Origin of the sequence: Methylobacterium tardum, from assembly GCF_023546765.1 — a bacterium.
GTDB classification, from domain to species: Bacteria; Pseudomonadota; Alphaproteobacteria; order Rhizobiales; family Beijerinckiaceae; genus Methylobacterium; species Methylobacterium tardum.
This window is the reverse complement of record NZ_CP097484.1, coordinates 2,560,807-2,579,178: the sequence shown is the minus strand read 5'-3', so window position 1 is coordinate 2,579,178 and position 18,372 is coordinate 2,560,807. Positions and strand designations below refer to the sequence as shown.

The 18,372-nt window shown below is 70.2% G+C and carries 16 protein-coding genes and 3 pseudogenes; 13 read left to right on the top strand and 6 right to left on the bottom strand.

Features of this window, described 5'->3' with window-relative positions:
* Nucleotides 1–190 precede the first annotated feature (190 nt).
* The 5 genes from M6G65_RS12225 to M6G65_RS12205 all read left to right on the top strand — a co-directional run bounded on the left by M6G65_RS12225 (nucleotide 191) and on the right by M6G65_RS12205 (nucleotide 5,330).
* Nucleotides 191–1,471, top strand: a complete 1,281-nt coding sequence (locus M6G65_RS12225; protein ID WP_238195589.1) for a dicarboxylate/amino acid:cation symporter — start codon at nucleotides 191–193, stop codon at nucleotides 1,469–1,471.
* Nucleotides 1,472–1,735: 264 nt separating this feature from the next.
* The gene (locus M6G65_RS12220; RefSeq protein WP_238195590.1) at nucleotides 1,736–2,644 is read left to right on the top strand and encodes an amino acid ABC transporter substrate-binding protein; all 909 of its coding nucleotides are present in this window, start codon (nucleotides 1,736–1,738) and stop codon (nucleotides 2,642–2,644) included.
* Nucleotides 2,645–2,893: 249 nt separating this feature from the next.
* Complete coding sequence (locus tag M6G65_RS12215) at nucleotides 2,894–3,568, top strand: DUF1007 family protein (RefSeq protein WP_238195591.1); 675 nt, start codon at nucleotides 2,894–2,896, stop codon at nucleotides 3,566–3,568.
* Nucleotides 3,559–4,551 (top strand): nickel/cobalt transporter, encoded by a 993-nt coding sequence (locus M6G65_RS12210; RefSeq protein WP_238195592.1) that lies wholly within the window; start codon nucleotides 3,559–3,561, stop codon nucleotides 4,549–4,551. Before M6G65_RS12215 ends, M6G65_RS12210 begins: the two co-directional genes overlap by 10 nt.
* A gap of 62 nt (nucleotides 4,552–4,613) precedes the next feature.
* On the top strand, nucleotides 4,614–5,330 hold the full coding sequence (locus M6G65_RS12205; protein ID WP_238195593.1) for a hypothetical protein: 717 nt from the start codon (nucleotides 4,614–4,616) through the stop codon (nucleotides 5,328–5,330).
* Here M6G65_RS12205 and M6G65_RS12200 read toward each other — a convergent pair whose 3' ends face one another.
* Nucleotides 5,331–5,918: a histidine phosphatase family protein gene (locus M6G65_RS12200; RefSeq protein WP_250103982.1), complete on the bottom strand. Its 588-nt coding sequence runs from the start codon at nucleotides 5,916–5,918 to the stop codon at nucleotides 5,331–5,333.
* A gap of 50 nt (nucleotides 5,919–5,968) precedes the next feature.
* Complete coding sequence (locus tag M6G65_RS12195; protein WP_238195595.1) at nucleotides 5,969–6,364, bottom strand: VOC family protein; 396 nt, start codon at nucleotides 6,362–6,364, stop codon at nucleotides 5,969–5,971.
* Nucleotides 6,365–6,778: 414 nt separating this feature from the next.
* Here M6G65_RS12195 and M6G65_RS12190 point away from each other — a divergent pair.
* Nucleotides 6,779–8,477 (top strand): annotated as a pseudogene (locus tag M6G65_RS12190) (methyl-accepting chemotaxis protein).
* A 113-nt stretch (nucleotides 8,478–8,590) separates the two neighbouring features.
* Here the strand turns inward: M6G65_RS12190 and recF are convergent.
* Nucleotides 8,591–9,744: pseudogene (recF, locus tag M6G65_RS12185) on the bottom strand (DNA replication/repair protein RecF).
* 209 nt (nucleotides 9,745–9,953) lie between these two features.
* Nucleotides 9,954–11,075 (bottom strand): DNA polymerase III subunit beta, encoded by a 1,122-nt coding sequence (gene dnaN / locus M6G65_RS12180; RefSeq protein WP_250103981.1) that lies wholly within the window; start codon nucleotides 11,073–11,075, stop codon nucleotides 9,954–9,956.
* 219 nt (nucleotides 11,076–11,294) lie between these two features.
* Between dnaN and M6G65_RS12175 the strand changes: the two genes are divergently transcribed.
* Nucleotides 11,295–12,599 carry an MFS transporter gene (locus M6G65_RS12175; protein WP_238195597.1) on the top strand — a complete coding sequence of 435 codons (1,305 nt, stop codon included), beginning with the start codon at nucleotides 11,295–11,297 and terminating at the stop codon, nucleotides 12,597–12,599.
* 284 nt (nucleotides 12,600–12,883) lie between these two features.
* On the opposite strand, the gene M6G65_RS12170 is transcribed toward M6G65_RS12175, so the two are convergent.
* A complete protein-coding gene (locus tag M6G65_RS12170; RefSeq protein ID WP_250103980.1) occupies nucleotides 12,884–13,102 on the bottom strand; it encodes a hypothetical protein in 219 nt (72 codons plus the stop codon).
* Nucleotides 13,103–13,234: 132 nt separating this feature from the next.
* Nucleotides 13,235–14,455, bottom strand: coding sequence for a hypothetical protein (locus tag M6G65_RS12165; protein ID WP_250103979.1), 1,221 nt, complete (start codon nucleotides 14,453–14,455; stop codon nucleotides 13,235–13,237).
* Between the two features lie 388 nt (nucleotides 14,456–14,843).
* Between M6G65_RS12165 and flgB the strand changes: the two genes are divergently transcribed.
* The 6 genes and pseudogenes from flgB to flhB all read left to right on the top strand — a co-directional run bounded on the left by flgB (nucleotide 14,844) and on the right by flhB (nucleotide 18,364).
* Entirely contained in the window at nucleotides 14,844–15,248 is a 405-nt protein-coding gene (gene flgB / locus M6G65_RS12160; protein ID WP_238195623.1) for a flagellar basal body rod protein FlgB, read from the top strand.
* A 47-nt stretch (nucleotides 15,249–15,295) separates the two neighbouring features.
* Entirely contained in the window at nucleotides 15,296–15,703 is a 408-nt protein-coding gene (flgC, locus tag M6G65_RS12155) for a flagellar basal body rod protein FlgC (RefSeq protein WP_192708815.1), read from the top strand.
* Between the two features lie 32 nt (nucleotides 15,704–15,735).
* Nucleotides 15,736–16,049, top strand: a pseudogene (gene fliE / locus M6G65_RS12150) (flagellar hook-basal body complex protein FliE).
* A 120-nt stretch (nucleotides 16,050–16,169) separates the two neighbouring features.
* On the top strand, nucleotides 16,170–16,436 hold the full coding sequence (fliQ, locus tag M6G65_RS12145) for a flagellar biosynthesis protein FliQ (protein ID WP_192708813.1): 267 nt from the start codon (nucleotides 16,170–16,172) through the stop codon (nucleotides 16,434–16,436).
* Nucleotides 16,437–16,487: 51 nt separating this feature from the next.
* Nucleotides 16,488–17,249, top strand: a complete 762-nt coding sequence (gene fliR, locus M6G65_RS12140; RefSeq protein WP_192708812.1) for a flagellar biosynthetic protein FliR — start codon at nucleotides 16,488–16,490, stop codon at nucleotides 17,247–17,249.
* A 47-nt stretch (nucleotides 17,250–17,296) separates the two neighbouring features.
* Entirely contained in the window at nucleotides 17,297–18,364 is a 1,068-nt protein-coding gene (gene flhB, locus M6G65_RS12135) for a flagellar biosynthesis protein FlhB (protein ID WP_238195600.1), read from the top strand.
* The last annotated feature ends 8 nt before the right edge of the window (nucleotides 18,365–18,372 follow it).

Here is an 18,372-nt window from a genome sequence, read left to right as displayed (position 1 = left end):
GTCGCCGCAAGTCTCGTACCGCAAGCGTAGCCAACCGGCCACCGGTTTCATCGCCGCCCGAGCGTCGCGTGAAAACAGTCGACCGCACCAGTAACCGGGCCTGAATGGGCTTGCGTCTGGCGTAGTTCGTGCTTCACGTTAACGAACTTTAATGCTCGCTCATCCCGGGCGCTGGCGAGGAGCAGTACCGATGGCAGGTTCACGGCTCACGACGATGATCTTCGTCGGCATGCTCCTCGGGATCGCGGTGGGCTACGCCTGCAGTATCACCTGGCCGGATCCGCAGACCGCCAAGGAGATCGCCGGCTATATCGCGCTGATCTCCGACGTGTTCCTGCGGCTGATCAAGATGATCATCGCGCCGCTGGTGTTCTCGACGCTGGTCGTCGGCATCGCGCATCTCGGCGACACCGCCGCGGTCGGCCGCGTCGGCGGCAAGGCGCTGCTCTGGTTCGTCGGCGCCTCGTTCTGCTCGCTGATGCTCGGCCTGATCCTGGTCAACATCATGCAGCCGGGCGTGAACCTGAACCTGCCGCTGCCCGATGTCGGCGCCGGCACAGGCCTGAAGACCGCCTCGCTCTCGCTCAAGGAATTCGTGACCCACCTGGTGCCCAAGAGCGCCGTGGAGGCCATGGCCAACAACGAGATCCTGCAGATCGTGGTCTTCTCGATCTTCTTCGGCGTCGCGCTCGCGGCTCTCGGCGAGAAGGGCCACTTCCTCGCCAAGGGGATCGAGGGCGTGGCCGACGTCATGCTGAAGGTGACGGGCTACGTGATGCTGTTCGCTCCCGTAGCGGTGTTCGCCGCCATCGCGGCGACGATCACCACGCAGGGCATCGGTGTGCTCATCACCTACGGCAAGTTCCTGATCGAGTTCTACATCGGCCTCGCGGTGCTCTGGGCGCTGCTGATGGGTGTCGGCTTCCTGCTGCTCGGCGGCGGCGGCATCATGCGGCTGATCAACCTGATCAAGGAGCCCTTCGTGCTCGCCTTCTCGACCGCGTCGAGCGAGGCGGCCTACCCGAAGATGCTGACCAACCTCGAGCAGTTCGGCGTTCCCAACCGGATCACCTCGTTCGTGCTGCCGATGGGCTACTCGTTCAACCTCGACGGCTCGATGATGTACTGCACCTTCGCGGTTATGTTCATCGCTCAGGCCTACAACATCCCGCTGACCTGGGGTCAGCAGCTCACGATGCTGTTCCTGCTGATGGTCACCTCGAAGGGCATGGCCGGCGTGCCGCGCGCCTCGCTGGTGGTGATCTCGGCGACGCTGACGCAGTTCAACATCCCGGAGGCCGGCCTGCTGCTGATCATCGGCATCGACCAGTTCCTCGACATGGGCCGCTCGGCCACCAACGTGCTTGGCAACAGCGTCGCCACGGTGGCGGTCGCCAAGTGGGAGGGCCAGCTCAGCACGACCGACCAGCGCCTCGACCATGTCGGCACCGTGCCCTCGCCGGCGGAGTAGGGGAGAGTCCTCGTGGTGGGGGCTGATCCACAGGCTAAGATGGTTGCAGATCGTCGGCGGTGACGCGCTCTCCTCCCCCTTGCGGGGAGGAGTTGGAGGTGGGGGTCGCGCAAGATCGAGCGATGCGGTGCCGTCTGCACCACCCCCACCCCTGACCCCTCCCCACAAGGGGGAGGGGAAAAGTGTCTGTTCTCAAGGCGTTGGCGTCAGACCGCGATGCGTGACTTTGCTGGCACCCAAAGGTGCGCCTCGAAAGGGCGGGTGATGACGATGCGGCTCGTCTCGTTTCTGGTCCTGGCGCTGGCTGGCGCGTCGCCGGCTTCCGCCATCGAGGTGCTCACCGGCACGCTCAAGAGCGTCGCCGAGCGCGGCGAGATCGTGCTCGGCTACCGGGAGAGTTCGGTGCCGTTCTCCTTCGTGGAAGGCAAGCAGCCGGACGGCAGCCCGCGGCCGATCGGCTACGCCATCGACCTCTGCGGCGAGATCGCCGACGACGTCCAGGCGGCGATCGGCCGCCCGGTGAAGATCCGCTACGCGCCGGTCACCGCCGAGACCCGCATCGACGCGGTGGCCTCGGGCAAGATCGACCTCGAATGCGGCTCGACCACCGCCAATGCCGAGCGCCGCCGGCAGGTCGCCTTCTCGCCGGTGGATTACATCAGCGCGACCCAACTCCTGGTAAAGCGCGGATCGGGCATCGCGTCCTACCGGGATCTCGGCGGCAAGACCGTGGTGGTCACCGCAGGCACCACCAACGAGAAGGCCGTGCGCGACCAGCTCACCCGGCTGAAGATCGCCGCCCAGCTGGTGACCGCCCCCGACCACGCCGCCTCCTACGCCATGGTCAAGGCCGGCAAGGCCGACGCCTTCGCCACCGACGACGTGCTCCTCTACGGGCTGATCGCCACCGACGCGCAGGACGGGGCGAACTACACGGTGCTGCCCGACAAGCTCTCCTACGAGCCCTACGGCATCATGTTCCGCAAGGACGACCCGGAACTCGCCGGCCTCGTGCAGCAGACCTTCACGCGCCTCGCCGAGTCCCGCGCGCTGCGCTGGACCTACGAGCGCTGGTTCCTCAAGCGCCTGCCCAACGGCGAGCGCCTCGACATCCCGATGTCGAACGACCTGCGGGTGAGCTTCCAGCTGATGGGTCTCGACGCGGGCGAGTGAGCGCCGCATCCACGGCGTCATCCCGGGGCCGCGCAGCGGAGCCCGGGATTCAGACACGCCGAGGCTCCAAGAATAAGCACTGACAGTGCGTCTGGATTCCGGGTCCGCCTCCGGCGTCCCGGAATGACGGAGCGGATGGCGCGGCTCACTGCCGGGCGCGATCGCCCGCGCGCCTCGCTTTCGCCCAACCGGCACGCGAGGAAGACCCGCCCTGACCGCTTCCCTCCCGCCGCGAGCGTGCCTCCGCCCATGCTGATCGCCGCGCACTGCCCGAAGCCGCGCGCCCTGGCGCTGGCCGCCCTCCTCGCCTGCGCCGCCTCGGAGGCGTCCGCGCACCCGCACGTCTGGGTGACCGCGAAGGCGCAGCTCGTCTACGAGGGCGGCAAGCTCGTCGGCGTGCGCGACACGTGGAGCTTCGACCCCGAATACACCGCCTACGTCACGCAGGGCCTCGACACCAACAAGGACGGCACGCTCAGCCCCGACGAACTCGCCGGGCTCGCGGCCGAGAACACCGCCAACCTCGCCGAATTCGGCTACTTCACGAAGCTGAAGGTCGGCGGCAAGGAGCAGGCCTTCGCCGATCCCAGGGAGCCGGCGGCCCGCATGGAGGACAAGGCTCTGGTCATGACCTTCCTGCTGCCGCTCAAGACGCCGGTCCTGCAGGGGCGGGGAGTCGCCGCCCTGGAGGTCTACGACCCGACCTACTTCGTGGCCTTCTCGTTCGCGGACGGACCCGAAGCCGCGACCCTCGCGGGCGCGCCGCAGGGCTGCGCCGCCACCGTCACCCGCCCGAAGACCGAGCAGCCGAAGACGGCGGAGGCCGGCTCCTCGGGAATGACCGAGGCGTTCTTCGAGGCGCTGACCGCGGCCTCCAGCTACGGGGTCCAGTTCGCCAGCCGGGTTCTCGTGGCATGTCCGTAGGCATCGGGATCGCCGCGCCGGCCCAACCGGGTCGGCTGGGATTGCGGCTCGGCCTCATGGTACTGGCCATCGGGCTCGCCGCCCTGCTGGCGGCCGCGATCGCGTGGCTCGTCGCGCCCGGCATCGTCGCGCCGCCGCCGCGCTCGCCGTTCGGGATCGGCTTCCGGGAGGCTGCCCCGGCCGCGACGGGGATCGGCGGCGTGATCCTGGCTCTGCAGGCGAGCTTCTCGCGCAGCCTCAACGCCGCGGTGAGCGCGCTCCGGAGCGGCGGCAGCTGGAGCCCGCTGGTCGGGCTCGCCTTCGCGTACGGCGTGTTCCACGCCGCCGGCCCCGGCCACGGCAAGGCGGTGATCGCGGGCTATATCCTGGCGGGCGAGCGGGCGATCCGGCGCGGCGCGATGCTGAGCGTCTGCGCCGCGTTGCTCCAGGCCTGCATGGCCGGGGCGATCGTCGGCCTCGGCACGTTGGTCCTCAACGCCACGGCAGCGAGCATCACCCGGGCCGGCACGCTGATCGAGACGGTGAGCTTCGCCCTCGTCGCCCTGATCGGGCTGGTGCTGACGTGGCGCAAGGCCGGGCGCCTCGCGCATCTCGGCGCCGGCTGCGGCCCCGGCTGCAGCCACCTGCCCGAGCCGCAGGCCCTCGACACCCACGACACGTGGCGCGAGCGGGCCGGTGTGGTGCTGGCGGCGGGCACGCGCCCCTGTGCGGGCGCGGTGCTGGTCCTGGTCTTCGCGGTGTCGCAGGGCGTGCCCGGGGCGGGCGTGCTGGCGATCCTGGCGATGGCGCTGGGCACCGCGCTCACCACGACGGCGCTGGCCTGTCTGGCGGTCTTCGCCAAGCGCGCGGCCCTGCGCCTCGCGGGCGGCCGGGGCAAGGCGGGGCTCCTGGCGCTCGGTGGCCTGGAACTTGTTGCCGCAGCCTTCGTGCTGGTCCTCGGCACCGCGATGCTCTCGGGCCTCGCGCCCGGGCTCGGCGGCTGAGGGGGCCTCGCCTTCCGGAACGCGGCGTGCCACGCTGCGCACCCGAGACGGAGAGCGCGCCCATGCATCCCGACTTCGAGCCGATCCTGAACTGGCGCCTGCTCGCCGGGTCTCACCCGTTCCCCGGCCCCGATGGCGGAACCTGTATCAACGAGGCCGCGATCGTGGCGGCCGGTCTGCCGTACCGGGCGATCCGCTCCAGCGCGGATTGCCCGCCCTGCTTCTCGCGGCCGATCGCCGCCTACGCCCTCGGCCTCAACGACGCCATGCCGGACGACATCCGGCCGCAGCTCATGGCCTTCGTGCTGCGGCTCTCGGGCAGCGCCGACACGCCGGAGGTCGAGGCCGCACGCACAGCGCGGCTGGCGCTGGAGAGCGTGCGGCGCATCCTGGCGCCGCTCTGCACCCTCGCCGGCATGGCCGAGGATGCCGAGGCCTGCGCCGGGGCCCCGGACTGGTCCATCGCGCTGGCGGCCGCGAAGGCAGCGGCCTGGCGGGGCGGGGCGCTCGCGCAGGCGGCGGCCCGGGGGCGGCGCTGGCGCGAGGGCGCGCTGACCGCGGCGGTGTCTCGGACGGCGACGGCCGCGCAGCGCTCCGGCGACGATGCGCGCTGCGCCGCCGAGGTCGCCGAAGGGGCCGCGCCCTTCGTGGCCGGGACCTGGAGCCAAGCCTGCGCGATCCTCGACGCGGCCCTCAGTCTCGGCCGGCAGGCGCCGGAGATCGCCCTGGCCGGAGCCCGGGAGCGGCTCGACGCGGCGCGCGCCCTGGCCCCGGCCTGATCAGGCCGCCACGGGCGCGGCGTCGAGATCGAGCTCGATCGTACCGCAATTCTCCAGGAACGTGCCGGTGAGGTGATAGAAGAACGTGCCGTGCCCGACCACCGCAATGGTCCGTTCCGGCCGGGTGCGCAGCCAGTCGCGGAACGCCGCGACCCGGGCGTCGAACAGGTGGCGCGGCTCGACCGGGTAGCCGCCGACCTCGCAACCGGCTTCCGCGTGCCACCAGATCTCGGGCAGGTGGCCGACGTCGAGATGCGGGAATTCGGCCGCGATCTCCGAGGCCGCACGGCCGACGTCGCAGCTGCTCTCCTGGCATTCCCGATGCAGCACCTCGACCAGAACGCGGGGCTCGCTCGGATGATCGCCGAACACGATCGCGGCGGTCTCGATCGCGCGGGTCAACGGCGACACCACCACCAGATCGAACGGGACCGACCGCAGCCGCTCCCGCGCGTCCCGGGCCTGGGCACGGCCGCGCGGGGTCAGCCGGGCGTCGGGCAGCCCGGGATCGCCGCGCCCGAGCTTGTGCGCGGCGTTGAACGTCGATTCGCCGTGGCGGAGGCAGACGATTCGGGTCTTGTCCTGCATGGAACTCGGATGTGTCTATCGAGGGGCCGGCTGCGTCGGTTCCGGGCGTGTCAGGCGAAACGCCCGCCGCGCTGGATGACCTCGATCTTGTAGCCGTCCGGATCCGTGGCGAAGAAGAACCGGGCCAGCACGTCCTCGCCGTGCTTGAGCGTCTTCAGATCCGTGACCGTGAAGCCCTCGCGCCGGTGCCGCGCATGCTCGGCCTCCACGTCATCGACCACGAAGGCGATGTGCCCGTAGCCGTCGCCCAGATCGTAGGGCGTGTCGCGCCCCTTGTTGACCGTGAGTTCCAGCTCGAACGGCGAGGCCGGGTCGCGCAGGTAGATCAGCGTGAAGTCGGGAAAGTCGTAGCGGTCGGACACCTCAAGGCCGAAGGCGCGGGCGTAGTAGTCACGCGCGCGCTGCTCCTCAAGGACCCGGATCATGGCGTGGACGGGCTTGGACATGCGTCTCCGGTTCCGTGTGAGCAGGCGACAGGTGGAGGATCCACCCCATGTGGCGCTCCGACCCGTCCCTGAAAAGACCGAGCGCCGCGAAGACCTGCGCGACAGCGACGCGCGGCGCGACGAACCAGCTCCGGTCGACCGGCTTCTCCTGCGAACCGACGCTTGCGCTTGAGCGCAATAGCACGTCGTCCAATACAAATTTCCAAGGACAAATTCTGAGGTCAAATTCCCGAATATGAGTATTATTTATTCAAATATACCACTTGATAAGCCGATACATATCAAACAAGTCGACTTGTAAAATCGAGGTTTATACGTCATAACAGACAAGAGAGATTAATTCGTTTTTTACTTCTCACAGTCAATCCTTCGAACGACCATCCAGAACGGCCATATCGATTTTCAATCCGGGACATGAAGACTGTGGTAAGGCTGTCAAATCTTAAGGTTCTGCCCAAGCTGATCGCCGTCATTGCTGTCATCAGAGATTGTCGGCGCCTGTGTCTGGTATGGACAGGGCCGAATGCGCGAGATCGACCAAGCCTACAGCGACTTTCTCAGCAACGAGACGGTGGCGGCGGTCGAGGCCCGGCGCCTCAACCGCCTCATGTTCGAGCTCAATTACTGGGTCTACCGGATCATCGCGGAGACCGAGGAGGCGCAGATGCAGAGCGCCAACCGAGGCTTCGAGGCCGCTCTTCCGAAGGTGAGGCCGACAATCGAGGCTCTCCGCGCGCATGCGCCGGCCTTCGCGACCGCGATCAACGCGCAGGGCGAGCGCATCGAACGCTTTGTTCAGAACGTCGGCGAAGTGCGCCGGCTCGGGACCACCAACCAGAACGACAAGGCCCTCGTGCTGGTCCATTCGGCGATCGACCCGACCTTCTCGGCGATGATCGAGGCCGGCAACAAGATCGCCGACGACATCGGCGCTTATGTCGCCAAGGCGTCGGACGAGTTGACCGACAAGACCAACGCGACCCGCTACAGCCTGATCCTGTTCAGCGCCCTGGGCATGCTCGCCGGGCTCGCCGCGGCGGTGTTCATCGCGGTGGCGGGGATCACGCGCCCGCTCTCGCGCCTCGTGTCGGTCCTGCAGCGTATGGCGCAGGGCGAGATCGACGCCGAGATCAAGGAGGCCGTCCGTCGGGACGAGGTCGGCGCGGTCGGGAAGGCGGTCGAGGGCATCAAGGCCATGGTGGCCCGCAAGGCCGCCGAGGAGGCCGAGGTCCGGCGCATCGCCGACGAGGCCGCCCAGGCCGAGCGCAAGCGCACCATGCTGGAGCTGGCCGACGGGTTCGAGCAGGCGGTCGGGAGCATCGTCGGGATGGTCTCGTCCTCGGCCACGGAACTGCAGGCCACCGCCCAGACCATGACGGCCAGCGCCACCGAGACGGCCAACCAATCCACCGCCGTGGCGTCGGCCGCCGAGGAGGCCTCCGCCAACGTTCAGACCGTGGCGGCCGCGGCCGAGGAACTCGGCTCGTCGGTGCAGGAGATTGGCCGGCAGGTGCTCGGCTCGGCCAGCCTCGCGCAGACGGCGGTCGGCGAGGCCGACGAGACCCAGCACCTCGTCCAGGCGCTGACCCAGGCGGCCACGCGCATCGGCGACATGGTCGGGCTGATCTCGAGCATCGCCGGACAGACCAACCTGCTGGCTCTGAATGCCACGATCGAGGCGGCCCGCGCCGGAGAGGCGGGTCGGGGCTTCGCGGTGGTCGCCGCCGAAGTGAAGGAGCTCGCAGCGCAGACGGCGAAGGCCACCGAGGAGATCGGCCAGCAGATCGGCCAGATCCAGGGCGTGACCGGCCAAGCGGTCTCGGCCATCGACACGATCGCGGCGCGGATCCGCGAGATCGACGGGGTCGCGACCACCATTGCCGCGGCCGTGGAGCAGCAGGGCGCGGCCACACAGGAGATCGTCCGCAACGTCGCGCAGGCGGCGACCGGCACCGACGAGGTGACGAGCAACATCACCGGCGTGGCCCGGGCCTCCGAGGAGACCGGCGCGGCCGCCGCCCAGGTGCTGGGCGCCGCCGGCGAGCTGTCGCGCCAGTCCGAGCATCTCGGCGCGGAGGTGTCCCGTTTCCTCGCGACGGTCCGGGCGGCCTGAGGGCGGCTTCGCAGAGGGCCCGGACGTGCCGGGCCGTCTCTGCGCGCACAGCCAAGCCATCCGCGCGGGCAAAGCCGATCGCGGCCTTCAACCGGCTCCTGTCAGAGCCCCGCTCAGGCCCCGACCCGCACCACCTCGGTCCGGTCGCCGGTCTGCGCGAAGGCGGCCGGATCGGCGCCCGTCATCCAGACCTGACCGGGCAGGGCCTCCAGAGCCTCGAACAAGCCCGCACGCCGGCGCGGGTCGAGATGGGCGGCCACCTCGTCGAGGAGGATCACCGGGGCGATCCCGCTCATGGCCCGCACCAGGCGGGCATGGGCCAGGACGAGGCCGATCAGCAGCGCCTTCTGCTCGCCCGTGGACGCCGTCCCGGCCGGCACGTCCTTGGGACCGTGGCGGACCACGAGGTCGCTGGTCTGCGGCCCGATCAGGGTGCGGCCGGCGGCCCTGTCGCGGTGGCGGCCATTGCGCAGGGCCAGCCGGAACCGGTCCTCCGCCTCGATGGCGGGCCAGACCGCGACGAGATCATCGAGGTCCCCCTCCAGGCGGATGGAGGCCCAGGGGAAGGGCTGCGCATCGTCCCGGGTCTCGGCGATCAGCCGGTCGAGCCGCTCGGCGGTCTCGCGCCGGGCCAGCGCCACCGCGACGCCGAGCTCGGCCACCTCCCGCTCCACCGCGTCGAGCCAGCGGTCGTCGTCGGGGCGATCCTCCAGGAGGCGGTTCCGCGAGCGCAGGGCCCGCTCCATCGCGGAGACCCGCGCCCCGTGCCCGGCATCGACCGCCAGAACGAGGCGGTCGAGGAACCGGCGCCGGTCGCCGGCCGCGCCGCGGAACAGCCCGTCGAGGTCGGGCGTCAGCCAGACCACCCGGAGGAACTCGCTGAAGGCCACCGGCGAGGAGGCCGGCGCGCCGTCGATGCGGCAGAGCCGGCCTGCCCGCCCGTCCGGCCCGGGGGTTCCAGCCCGGTGCCGAGCCGGTGCTCGGCGCCGTCCCGGTCGAGGGTGATCGAGACGGCGAAGCCGCCCGGTCCCTCGGTCCGCGCCATGGAGGCGAAGTCCGCCCGCCGCAGGCCCCGGCCCGGCACGAACAGGGAGATGGCTTCGAGCAGGTTGGTCTTGCCGGCGCCGTTCTCGCCGACCAGCGCGACGAACCGGGCCTCGGGCGCGAGTTCGAGGTCGGCGTGGTTGCGGAAGTCGCGGGCGATCAGGCGGGTGATGCGCTGGACCGGCTCGTTCGACCCGATCTCCGGATCGAGTGGAGTGCTCATCGGCGATCCGGAGGACTGAGCCGAACGGCGCTCAACACTCCCCTCTCATCTGCCATCCCGTACAACCACCGCGTCCTGAGGTGCCCGCATCGGCGGGCCTCGAAGGCGGGCTCCAGAATCCGTGGCGCCACCTGAAGGCCTCCTTCGAGGCCTCCGCGATGCTCCGGCACCTCAGGACGAGGGCGGGAGCTGGAAGGGCCGACGCAGTCCTAAACCCGCATCGGCATCAGCACGTAGAGCGCGGCGGCACCCTCGCGGTCCTGAATCAGCGTCGGCGAGCCCGGATCAGCGAGCTTGAACAGGGCGGTGTCGCCCTCGAGCTGCGCCGTGATGTCGAGCAGATAGCGGGCATTGAAGCCGATATCGAGGTTGGCCGCCTCGTAATCGACGTCGAGCTCCTCCGTGGCGCTGCCCGAATCCGGGTTGTTCACCGAGAGGGCGAGACGGCCCTCGGCCAGCCCCAGCTTCACTGCGCGGCCGCGCTCGGACGAGATGGTCGAGACCCGGTCGACCGCCTTGGCGAAGGCGTCGCGCTCCACGGTCAGCCGCTTGTCGTTGTTGGCCGGGATCACCCGCTGATAATCCGGGAAGGTCCCGTCGATCAGCTTGGAAATCAGGGTCAGTCCGCCAGCGAAGCGCAGACGGATCTTGGCGGGCGAAAGGTCGACCGCGACGGTCTCGCCGCCGTCGTCGAGGAGCTTCTGGATCTCCGCCACCGCCTTGCGGGGCACGATCACGCCGGGCATGCCGACGCTGCCCTGCGGCGCCGGGATCTCGACCCGGGCGAGCCGGTGGCCGTCGGTGGCCACGGCCCGCATCACCGGGCCGGCCTCGGTCTCCAGCGTGTGCAGGTAGATGCCGTTGAGATAGTAGCGCGTCTCCTCGGTGGAGATCGCGAATTGCGTCTTGTCGATCAGGCGCTTGAGATCCGCGCTCGCGATCTCGAAGCCGTGGGGCATCTCACCGGCGGCGAGGTCCGGGAAATCGCCTTCCGGCAGGGCCCCGAGGGCGAAGCGAGAGCGGCCGGAGCGGATCGTCATCTGGCCGGCCTCGCCGCCGGTCTCCAGGGAGACCTGCGCGCCGTCGGGGAGCTTGCGCACGATGTCGTAGATCACGTGCGCCGGCACCGTGGTGGCGCCCGCATCGGCGACGTCGGCCGGAACCCCCTCGGTGACCTCGATGTCGAGATCGGTGGCCCGGAGCTGGAGGCTCGCGCCTTCCGAGCGCAGCAGGACGTTCGACAGGATCGGGATCGTGTTGCGGCGCTCGGCGACCCGGTGCACGTGGCCGAGCGACCTGAGCAGGGCCGCGCGCTCGACAGTGACTCTCATCGCAATACTCGAATGGTGTGGACGGCGCCGCGGCCGGCAGCCGTCGCGGAATATGGCCGTTCAGCTTGGCGAAGGGGACTCGGGAACGCAAGGCCGCCATGGGTGCGCCGCACAGCGACCTCGACCATCCCGTCGGCACCATGTCGGATTCAGGGTTTCCGTCCGGGCCGCCCCGTGCGAAAGCGCCGCAATCGAACCGAGACCGTCCCCGTCCAGATCATGCTGCAGACCGTCGAGACCGCAGGCGCCACAGGCACCGCACCGAGCGCTGGGAGGATCCTGGCCGCGAGCTTCGTCGGGACGGCGATCGAGTTCTTCGATTTCTACATCTACGCCACGGCCACCGCCCTGGTGATCGGACCGGTCTTCTTCCCCGCCGGCGCGCCGGGCGTGCAGCAGCTCAGCGCCTTCGCGACCTTCGCCATCGCGTTCATCGCGCGGCCGGTGGGTGCGGCCCTGTTCGGGCATTTCGGCGACCGGGTCGGCCGCAAGGCGACGCTGGTGGCGTCCCTGCTGATCATGGGCCTGTCCACCGTCCTGATCGGCTGCCTGCCGACCTACGCCACGGCCGGCTGGTGGGCCCCGGCGGCGCTCTGCATCCTGCGCTGCGGCCAGGGCATCGGGTTCGGCGGGGAATGGGGCGGGGCGGCTCTGCTGGCGGTGGAGAACGCACCGCCGGGCAAGCGCGCGTGGTACGGGATCTTCCCGCAACTCGGCGCGCCGGTCGGCTTCATTCTGGCCAATCTCGGCTTCCTGGCGCTGAGCTTCGGCCTGTCGCCCGAGAACTTCCAGGCCTGGGGTTGGCGGCTGCCATTCCTGGCCTCCGCCGCCCTGGTCGGCGTCGGGCTCTACGTGCGCCTGAAGCTCACCGAGACGCCCGCCTTCAAGGCCGCGCTGAGCCAGGCCCGCCCGGAGCGCGTGCCGTTCGCCACCATGCTGACGCAGCACGGGCGCGCGGTCCTGATGGGCACCTTCGCCATGGTGGCGGTCTACGCGGTGTTCTACCTGTCGACCGTGTTCGCCCTGGGCTACGGCACCGGCACGCTCGGCTACACGCGGCCGAGCTTCCTGCTGTTCGAGTGCATCGCCGTCTGCTTCATGGCGCTGGGCACCGTGATCTCGGGCGCCGCCGCCGACCGGTTCGGGCGCCGGCCGGTGCTGCTCTCCGGCATGGCCGCGGTGTTCCTGCTGGGCTTCCTCATGGGGCCGATGCTAGGGACGGCCGCCGGCACCGGGACGTGGCCGCCGGTCCTCGGCTTCCTGTGCCTCAGCCTCCTGGCCATGGGCTGGGTGTTCGGCCCGATGGGCGCCCTGCTGCCGGAGCTGTTCCCGACCCGGGTGCGCTACACCGGCGCCTCGGTCACGTACAATCTCGCGGGAATCCTGGGCGCATCCGGAGCGCCCTACATCGCCCAGGAACTCGCGGCCTATGGCGGGATCGGCTTCGTCGGGATCTACCTGGCGGTCGCCGCGACCCTCAGCTTCATCGCCGTCCTGGCGATGCCGGAAACGTCGGGCCGCTAGAGCCGTTCCGGATCGGATCGGGACGGGGTCGATGAACATACCCGTGCCGGACGAGGCGTAGGGTCCCTCTCCCGTGCGGGAGCGGTGTGCCCGCGCAGAGAGCCGGGTGAGGCATCAGGTCTGCCCAGGCGAGGCGCAACCAGGCCCCGCGGCGCGGGCGCCTCACCGTGAAGCCTCCTAGCCCTCACCCCAACCCTCTCCCGCACGGGAGAAGGGGCATGGCGCGGCTGTCTCGGCAGGAGACGCTTGTCGTCCAGGCCGTTGCAACCCGATCGGGAACGGCGCTAGGCCCGGCCGGCTTCCGGCTCGAACCGGCCGAGGAACCGCGTCCGCTCCCACAGCTCGATCGTGTTGCGCTCCAGCATCACGCGCACTTGGCGCTTCGCACGGCTGTCATCCTCGGCCGACACGACCTCGGCCGAGAAGACGCGTCCGGCGCGGTCGAGCTTGAACGCCCGGTAGGCGCGGCTGCGACGGGCGGTATCGGCGTTCAGGGCAAGCATCGGGACCTCCTCTGCGGCCGAACGTTCCAGCAGAGGGTTAACGGCACGTAAACGGCGCGCGGGCCGGGCGTTAAGCCTCGTCACAGCGCACATCCTGGCCGGAGCGACGGGCCGGGACCGAATCCGGAGCGCTCAGCTCCGCTTGTCGAGGGGTCGGCCCAGCAATCGGGCGAACTCGGCCTCGATCTCCTCCACCGAGAACGGATTGCCGGCTGATTTCGCGTCGGACCGGGCGACCGGCGGCTCGAACGTCGGAGCGGCCTTCGGCAGCACCGGCTGGGCCGGCGGCGGCGCGGGCGGCTGCGGAGCCGGGACCGGCTCCGGCGCTGTCGACGGTGCGGGCGGCACGACCGGAGGTTTCGGCGTGACCGGAGCCGCCGGCCTGTCCGGGATCGCAGCCGCAGGCATCGGCTCAGGCGCGGGCGCCGGCGGGGTGGAGGCCATGGCGGCCGCCACCGGATCAACACCCTCCGGCGCGGCGGGCACCGGGGCGGGCGTGACGGCGGAGGACGGGCGCGAGAGCGCGGCCTGAAGCTGCCGGGCCATGTCGGACAGGATCGCCGGATCGACCGAGCGGCGTTCGGACGGGACGGCGAGGCTCGGGGCTTGCGCCGCTCCCGACTCGGCCGGCTCGGCCTCGGCCTTCCGCTCGGAGGCGGGGCGCGGCGGGGACTCAGCGAGCGGCGGCGCGGTCCGGCTCAGGATCCGCCGCGGGGTCGTCGACTCGCGTGGCGCCCGAGGCGGCGCGATGGGTGCCTCCGCGACCGGATCCGGCGCCAGGGGCGCGGAGACATCCTGGCCGGGCTCATCACCGCCGAGCAGGGCGGCGTCGAGCGGCAGGGTCACGGGCGGTGCGGCTGCGGAGCGCGGCACGGGTGGCGGCACGACCACCGGCATCGCGAAGCCCGGATCGAACAGGGGCTCGGCGCGGCGACCGGCCGTCTCGGCCAGGGCGCGCGGCGGCTCGGGCAGGCGCCCGCCCTGGACCAGGGGATCGGGTAGCGGCTCGTCAAGGGCATCCGGGGCCGGCTCGGACCGGAGGCTCGCCTCCGGCAGCGGGCGCTGGGTGCGCTGGATGTTGCGCTCGACCACCACGTCGTTGGGGCCGCCCACCAGGAGCAGGTGCTCGACATTGTCCCGGCGCAGCAGGATCAGCTGGCGTGCGCGGTCAAGCTCGTAGACATCGGCGATCCCGAGCCGGGGCTGCCGACCGCGGCCGCCCGCGCGCCCCGGCAACGCGAGGTTGCGTCCCGTGAGCCGCCGGACCGTGAAGACGATGGCCGCAAGCGCCGTGAAGATGACGGCGAAAATCACGACGTACTGGACGATGGGGGAGCCGTCAGAACCGAACACGGATTGCAGCCATCGCAAAATTACGCACTCGCACGTTCCGGCCGCCGCTGGTCCGCGACCGGCACGGCTTGTCCATACCACGCCGGCAGGGCTGCAAGGCAAATGACGTTAAGAGTTCGTTAACAGACCTTTTAAACCAACGCTATCAAGACAATAGGTTGTGAAGTGGGTCTCGCGCGGGCCCATCGGGAACCGGATTGCCGCAGCCTGCACATGCCGGCCCGCGACCGCACCATCAGAGGCGATCAGGCAAGGGGCGGCCTGACCGGTCGGCGGCGTGGCCACCCGTCGTTGCTGGCCCACCCACATCTTTAACGCACCGTTAACCATGCACGCGGCAGATTTTGCCGAGCCCGCCGGCTTCGGCGCGGCCCTGCCGGAGGCGACCTTGGCCCTCACAGATCTGCCCGTGCTCGGCATGCTGCGCACCCGGATGCAATGGGCCCAGGCGCGCCAGGGCGTGATTGCCGAGAACGTGGCCAATGCCGACATGCCGGGCTTCAAGCCCCGCGATCTCGTGGAGCCCCGCATGGACCGGGCAACCGGCACCCTGGTCTCATCGTCGACGACCCTGGCGCTGACCAGCCCGGCCCACATCGCTCCGGCCGGGCAGGGGGCGGACGACGCCGCGTCGAAGCGCGCGAAGGGCTTCGAGACGCGCCCGAGCGGCAACGCCGTCAACCTCGAGGACGAGATGATGAAGGCCGGCGACAACCAGTCGGACTACCAGCTCGCCGCCTCGCTCTATCAGCACAGCCTGACCACCCTGAAGATCGCAGTCGGCAAGAGCTGAGCATCCGGGACAAAGGCTATTCGGTCACGGCGCGGAGGGCCTGAACCATGGAATTCAGCAAGTCGCTCACGGTGGCGGCGGCCGGCCTCAAGGCCCAGTCGGGCCGGATGCGGATCATCGCCGAGAACATCGCCAACGCCGATTCCGCGCCCGCATCGCCCGGAGCGGAGCCCTATCGGCGCAAGATCCCGACCTTCACCAGCCATCTCGACGGCGAGACCGGGGCCCGGCTCGTGGAGGCCGGCCGCATCCGGCGCGACCCGTCGGCATTCCGGACCAAGCACGAGCCTGGAAACCCGGCGGCCAACGCCCGGGGCGAGGTGCAGATGCCCAACGTCAACGCGCTCATCGAGAACATGGATCTGCGCGAGGCCCAGCGCTCCTACGAGGCCAATCTCAACATGGTCACGTCCACCCGCAAGATGCTGGCGCAGACGCTGGCGATCCTGAAGTGACCGCGTAGGGACGCACAGCAAGGACTCTGGCCATGGCTTCGAGCAACTTCGCGGCGGGCGCCTACGCCGCCGTCCAGGGCACGGCCTCCGGTCGGCCCACCCCCGGGTGCAGCCGGCCGCGGAGGCGGGCGGCGACTTCATGCAGCTTCTCGGACAGACGCTGGACAGCGTCGGCGATGCCGGGCGGCGGGCCGACGCGCAGGCCGTCTCGGCCGCGTCCGGCAAGGCCAACGTGGTCGACGTGGTCACCGCGGTGGCCGAGAGCGAGACCGCCCTCCAGACCATGGTCGCGGTGCGCGACCGGATGATCTCCGCCTACGAGGAGATCATGCGGATGCAGATCTGACGCGGATCCGTTCTGCGTCCGATCGATCGGACCGTCCAAACCGCTCGCCGGCGAGCCCCCGCGCCGCGCGGGGACTGCATCGGCCGTCCCGCTCCAGAACCCCGGTACCAACGGCCCCCAATGACCGGCCTCGCCATTCTCGACATCGCCCGCGACGGCATCTTCGTCTTCCTGAAGATCGCCGGACCGCTGATGCTCGTCTCCCTCGCCGTCGGACTCGCCGTCTCGCTCGTCCAGGCCCTGACCCAGGTCCAGGAGCAGACCCTGATCTACGTGCCCAAGATCGTCGCGGTGTTCGCCGCGCTGCTGCTGATGCTGCCCTTCATCGGTGACGCCATGGCCGGCTACATGGTCCGCATCGCCGCCCGGATCGCGGCGGGCGGCTGATGCACAATCCCGCCGCGACAGGGGCCAGATTCGCGTGCCATAGGGGCGGCGATGAACCTGCTCGTGCCCGGGATCGCGTCGGCCTTTCTGATCACCTTCGCGCGCGTCGGCACGCTGATCATGCTGATGCCCGGGATCGGCGAGCAGACGGTGTCGCCGCGGCTGCGTCTCGCCTTCGCGGTGCTCACGACGCTGGTGCTGTTTCCGACCGTGCGCCCGCTGCTCGGCGGCACGGAGGGGCTGGCCGGGCCCCGGCTGATCGGGCTGCTGTTCGGGGAGACGATCGTCGGGCTGGTGCTCGGCCTCACGGTGCGGATGGTGCTCGCCGCCCTGCAGACCGCCGGGGTGATCATCTCGGCGCAGCTCGGCCTGTCCTACGCGATGACGGTGGATCCGAGCCAGGGCGGCCAGCAGGTGGCGATCGGCAACTTCCTGTCGCTGCTCGGCATCACGCTGATCTTCGCCGCCGACCTGCACCATCTGGCCATCGAGGGCTTGGCCCGCAGCTACGTCGTGCTGCCGCCGGACGGTGTGCCGGCCTTCTCGGACGCGCTGATGCTGGCGACCCGGGCGCTCGCCCGTGGCTTCACGCTGGCGGTCCAGATCTCCGGGCCGTTCATCGCCTTCGGTCTCCTGTTCAATCTCGGGCTCGGCGTGCTGTCGCGCCTGATGCCGCAATTGCAGGTGTTCTTCCTGGCGGTCCCGGCCTCAGTTCTGGCCGGAATGGTCATCCTGATGGGCGCCCTCGGCGTCATGATGGGAGTCTTTCTGGACGATATCGGCCGGTATCTCGGCGCGTATGTCGGCCGATGACCGTGCCCGCCCCCCGCCGCTTCGGCACGCGCTGAGGTCGATGCGCGATGGCTGACGGCGCGGATGACGAGGACAAGACCGAGGAGCCGTCCCAACGGCGCCTCGATCAGGCGATCGAGCGCGGCGACGTCGCGAGCAGCACCGAGATCAACACCTTCGCGTTGCTGGCCGCCTTCACCCTCGCCCTGATGGTCGCGGGCCCGAGCATCGCGCAGAACCTCCTGTACGGGTTGAAGGCCTATCTGGCGAACGCCCACACCCTCCCGGACGACGCCACCGCCATGAAGGCCGCCGCGACGCGGGGGCTCTGGCTGTGGCTCCAGGCGGTGGCCGTGCCGGTGGGCCTCGCCATCGTCGCGGGTCTCGCCGCGGGCCTGCTCCAACACCCGCTGGTGTTCAGCACCGAATCGCTGATGCCGAAATTCGAGCGGCTGTCACCGATGGCAGGCCTGAAGCGCCTGCTCGGCATCGAGGCCTGGTTCCAGTTCGGCAAGGGACTGGCGAAGATCACGATCGTGGGCGTGGTCGGCGCCGTGCTCCTGTGGAACGACCGCGACCGGCTCGAGGTGTTCGTTCAGCTCGACCCCACCGCGTGCCTGCCGGCGATCCTGTCCCTGAGCCTGCGGCTGCTCGCCGGCATGCTGTGCATGCACCTCGCGATCACCCTGGGCGACGCGCTCTACGCGCGGTTCCGCTGGCGCAAGCGCCACCGCATGACGAAGGAAGAGCTGAAGCAGGAGATGAAGGAGTCGGACGGCAATCCGGAGGTCAAGGGCCGCATGAAGCAGCTGCGCATGGCGCGGGTGAAGAAGCGGATGATGGCCGCCGTTCCGACCGCCACCGTGGTGGTGACCAACCCGACCCACTACGCGGTGGCCCTCCGATACGAAGCCGGCATGGCCGCGCCGATCTGCGTCGCCAAGGGCGTCGACGCGCTGGCTCTGCGGATCCGCACGGTGGCGGCCGAGCACGGCGTCGCGGTGATCGAGAACCCGCCGCTGGCCCGGGCGCTGCACGCCACCGTGGAGATCGACCGCGAGATCCCCGCCGAGCATTACCGGGCGGTGGCCGAGGTGATCGGGTTCGTCCTGCGCCTGCGCCGGAGGGCCGCGTAAGCCCCGGC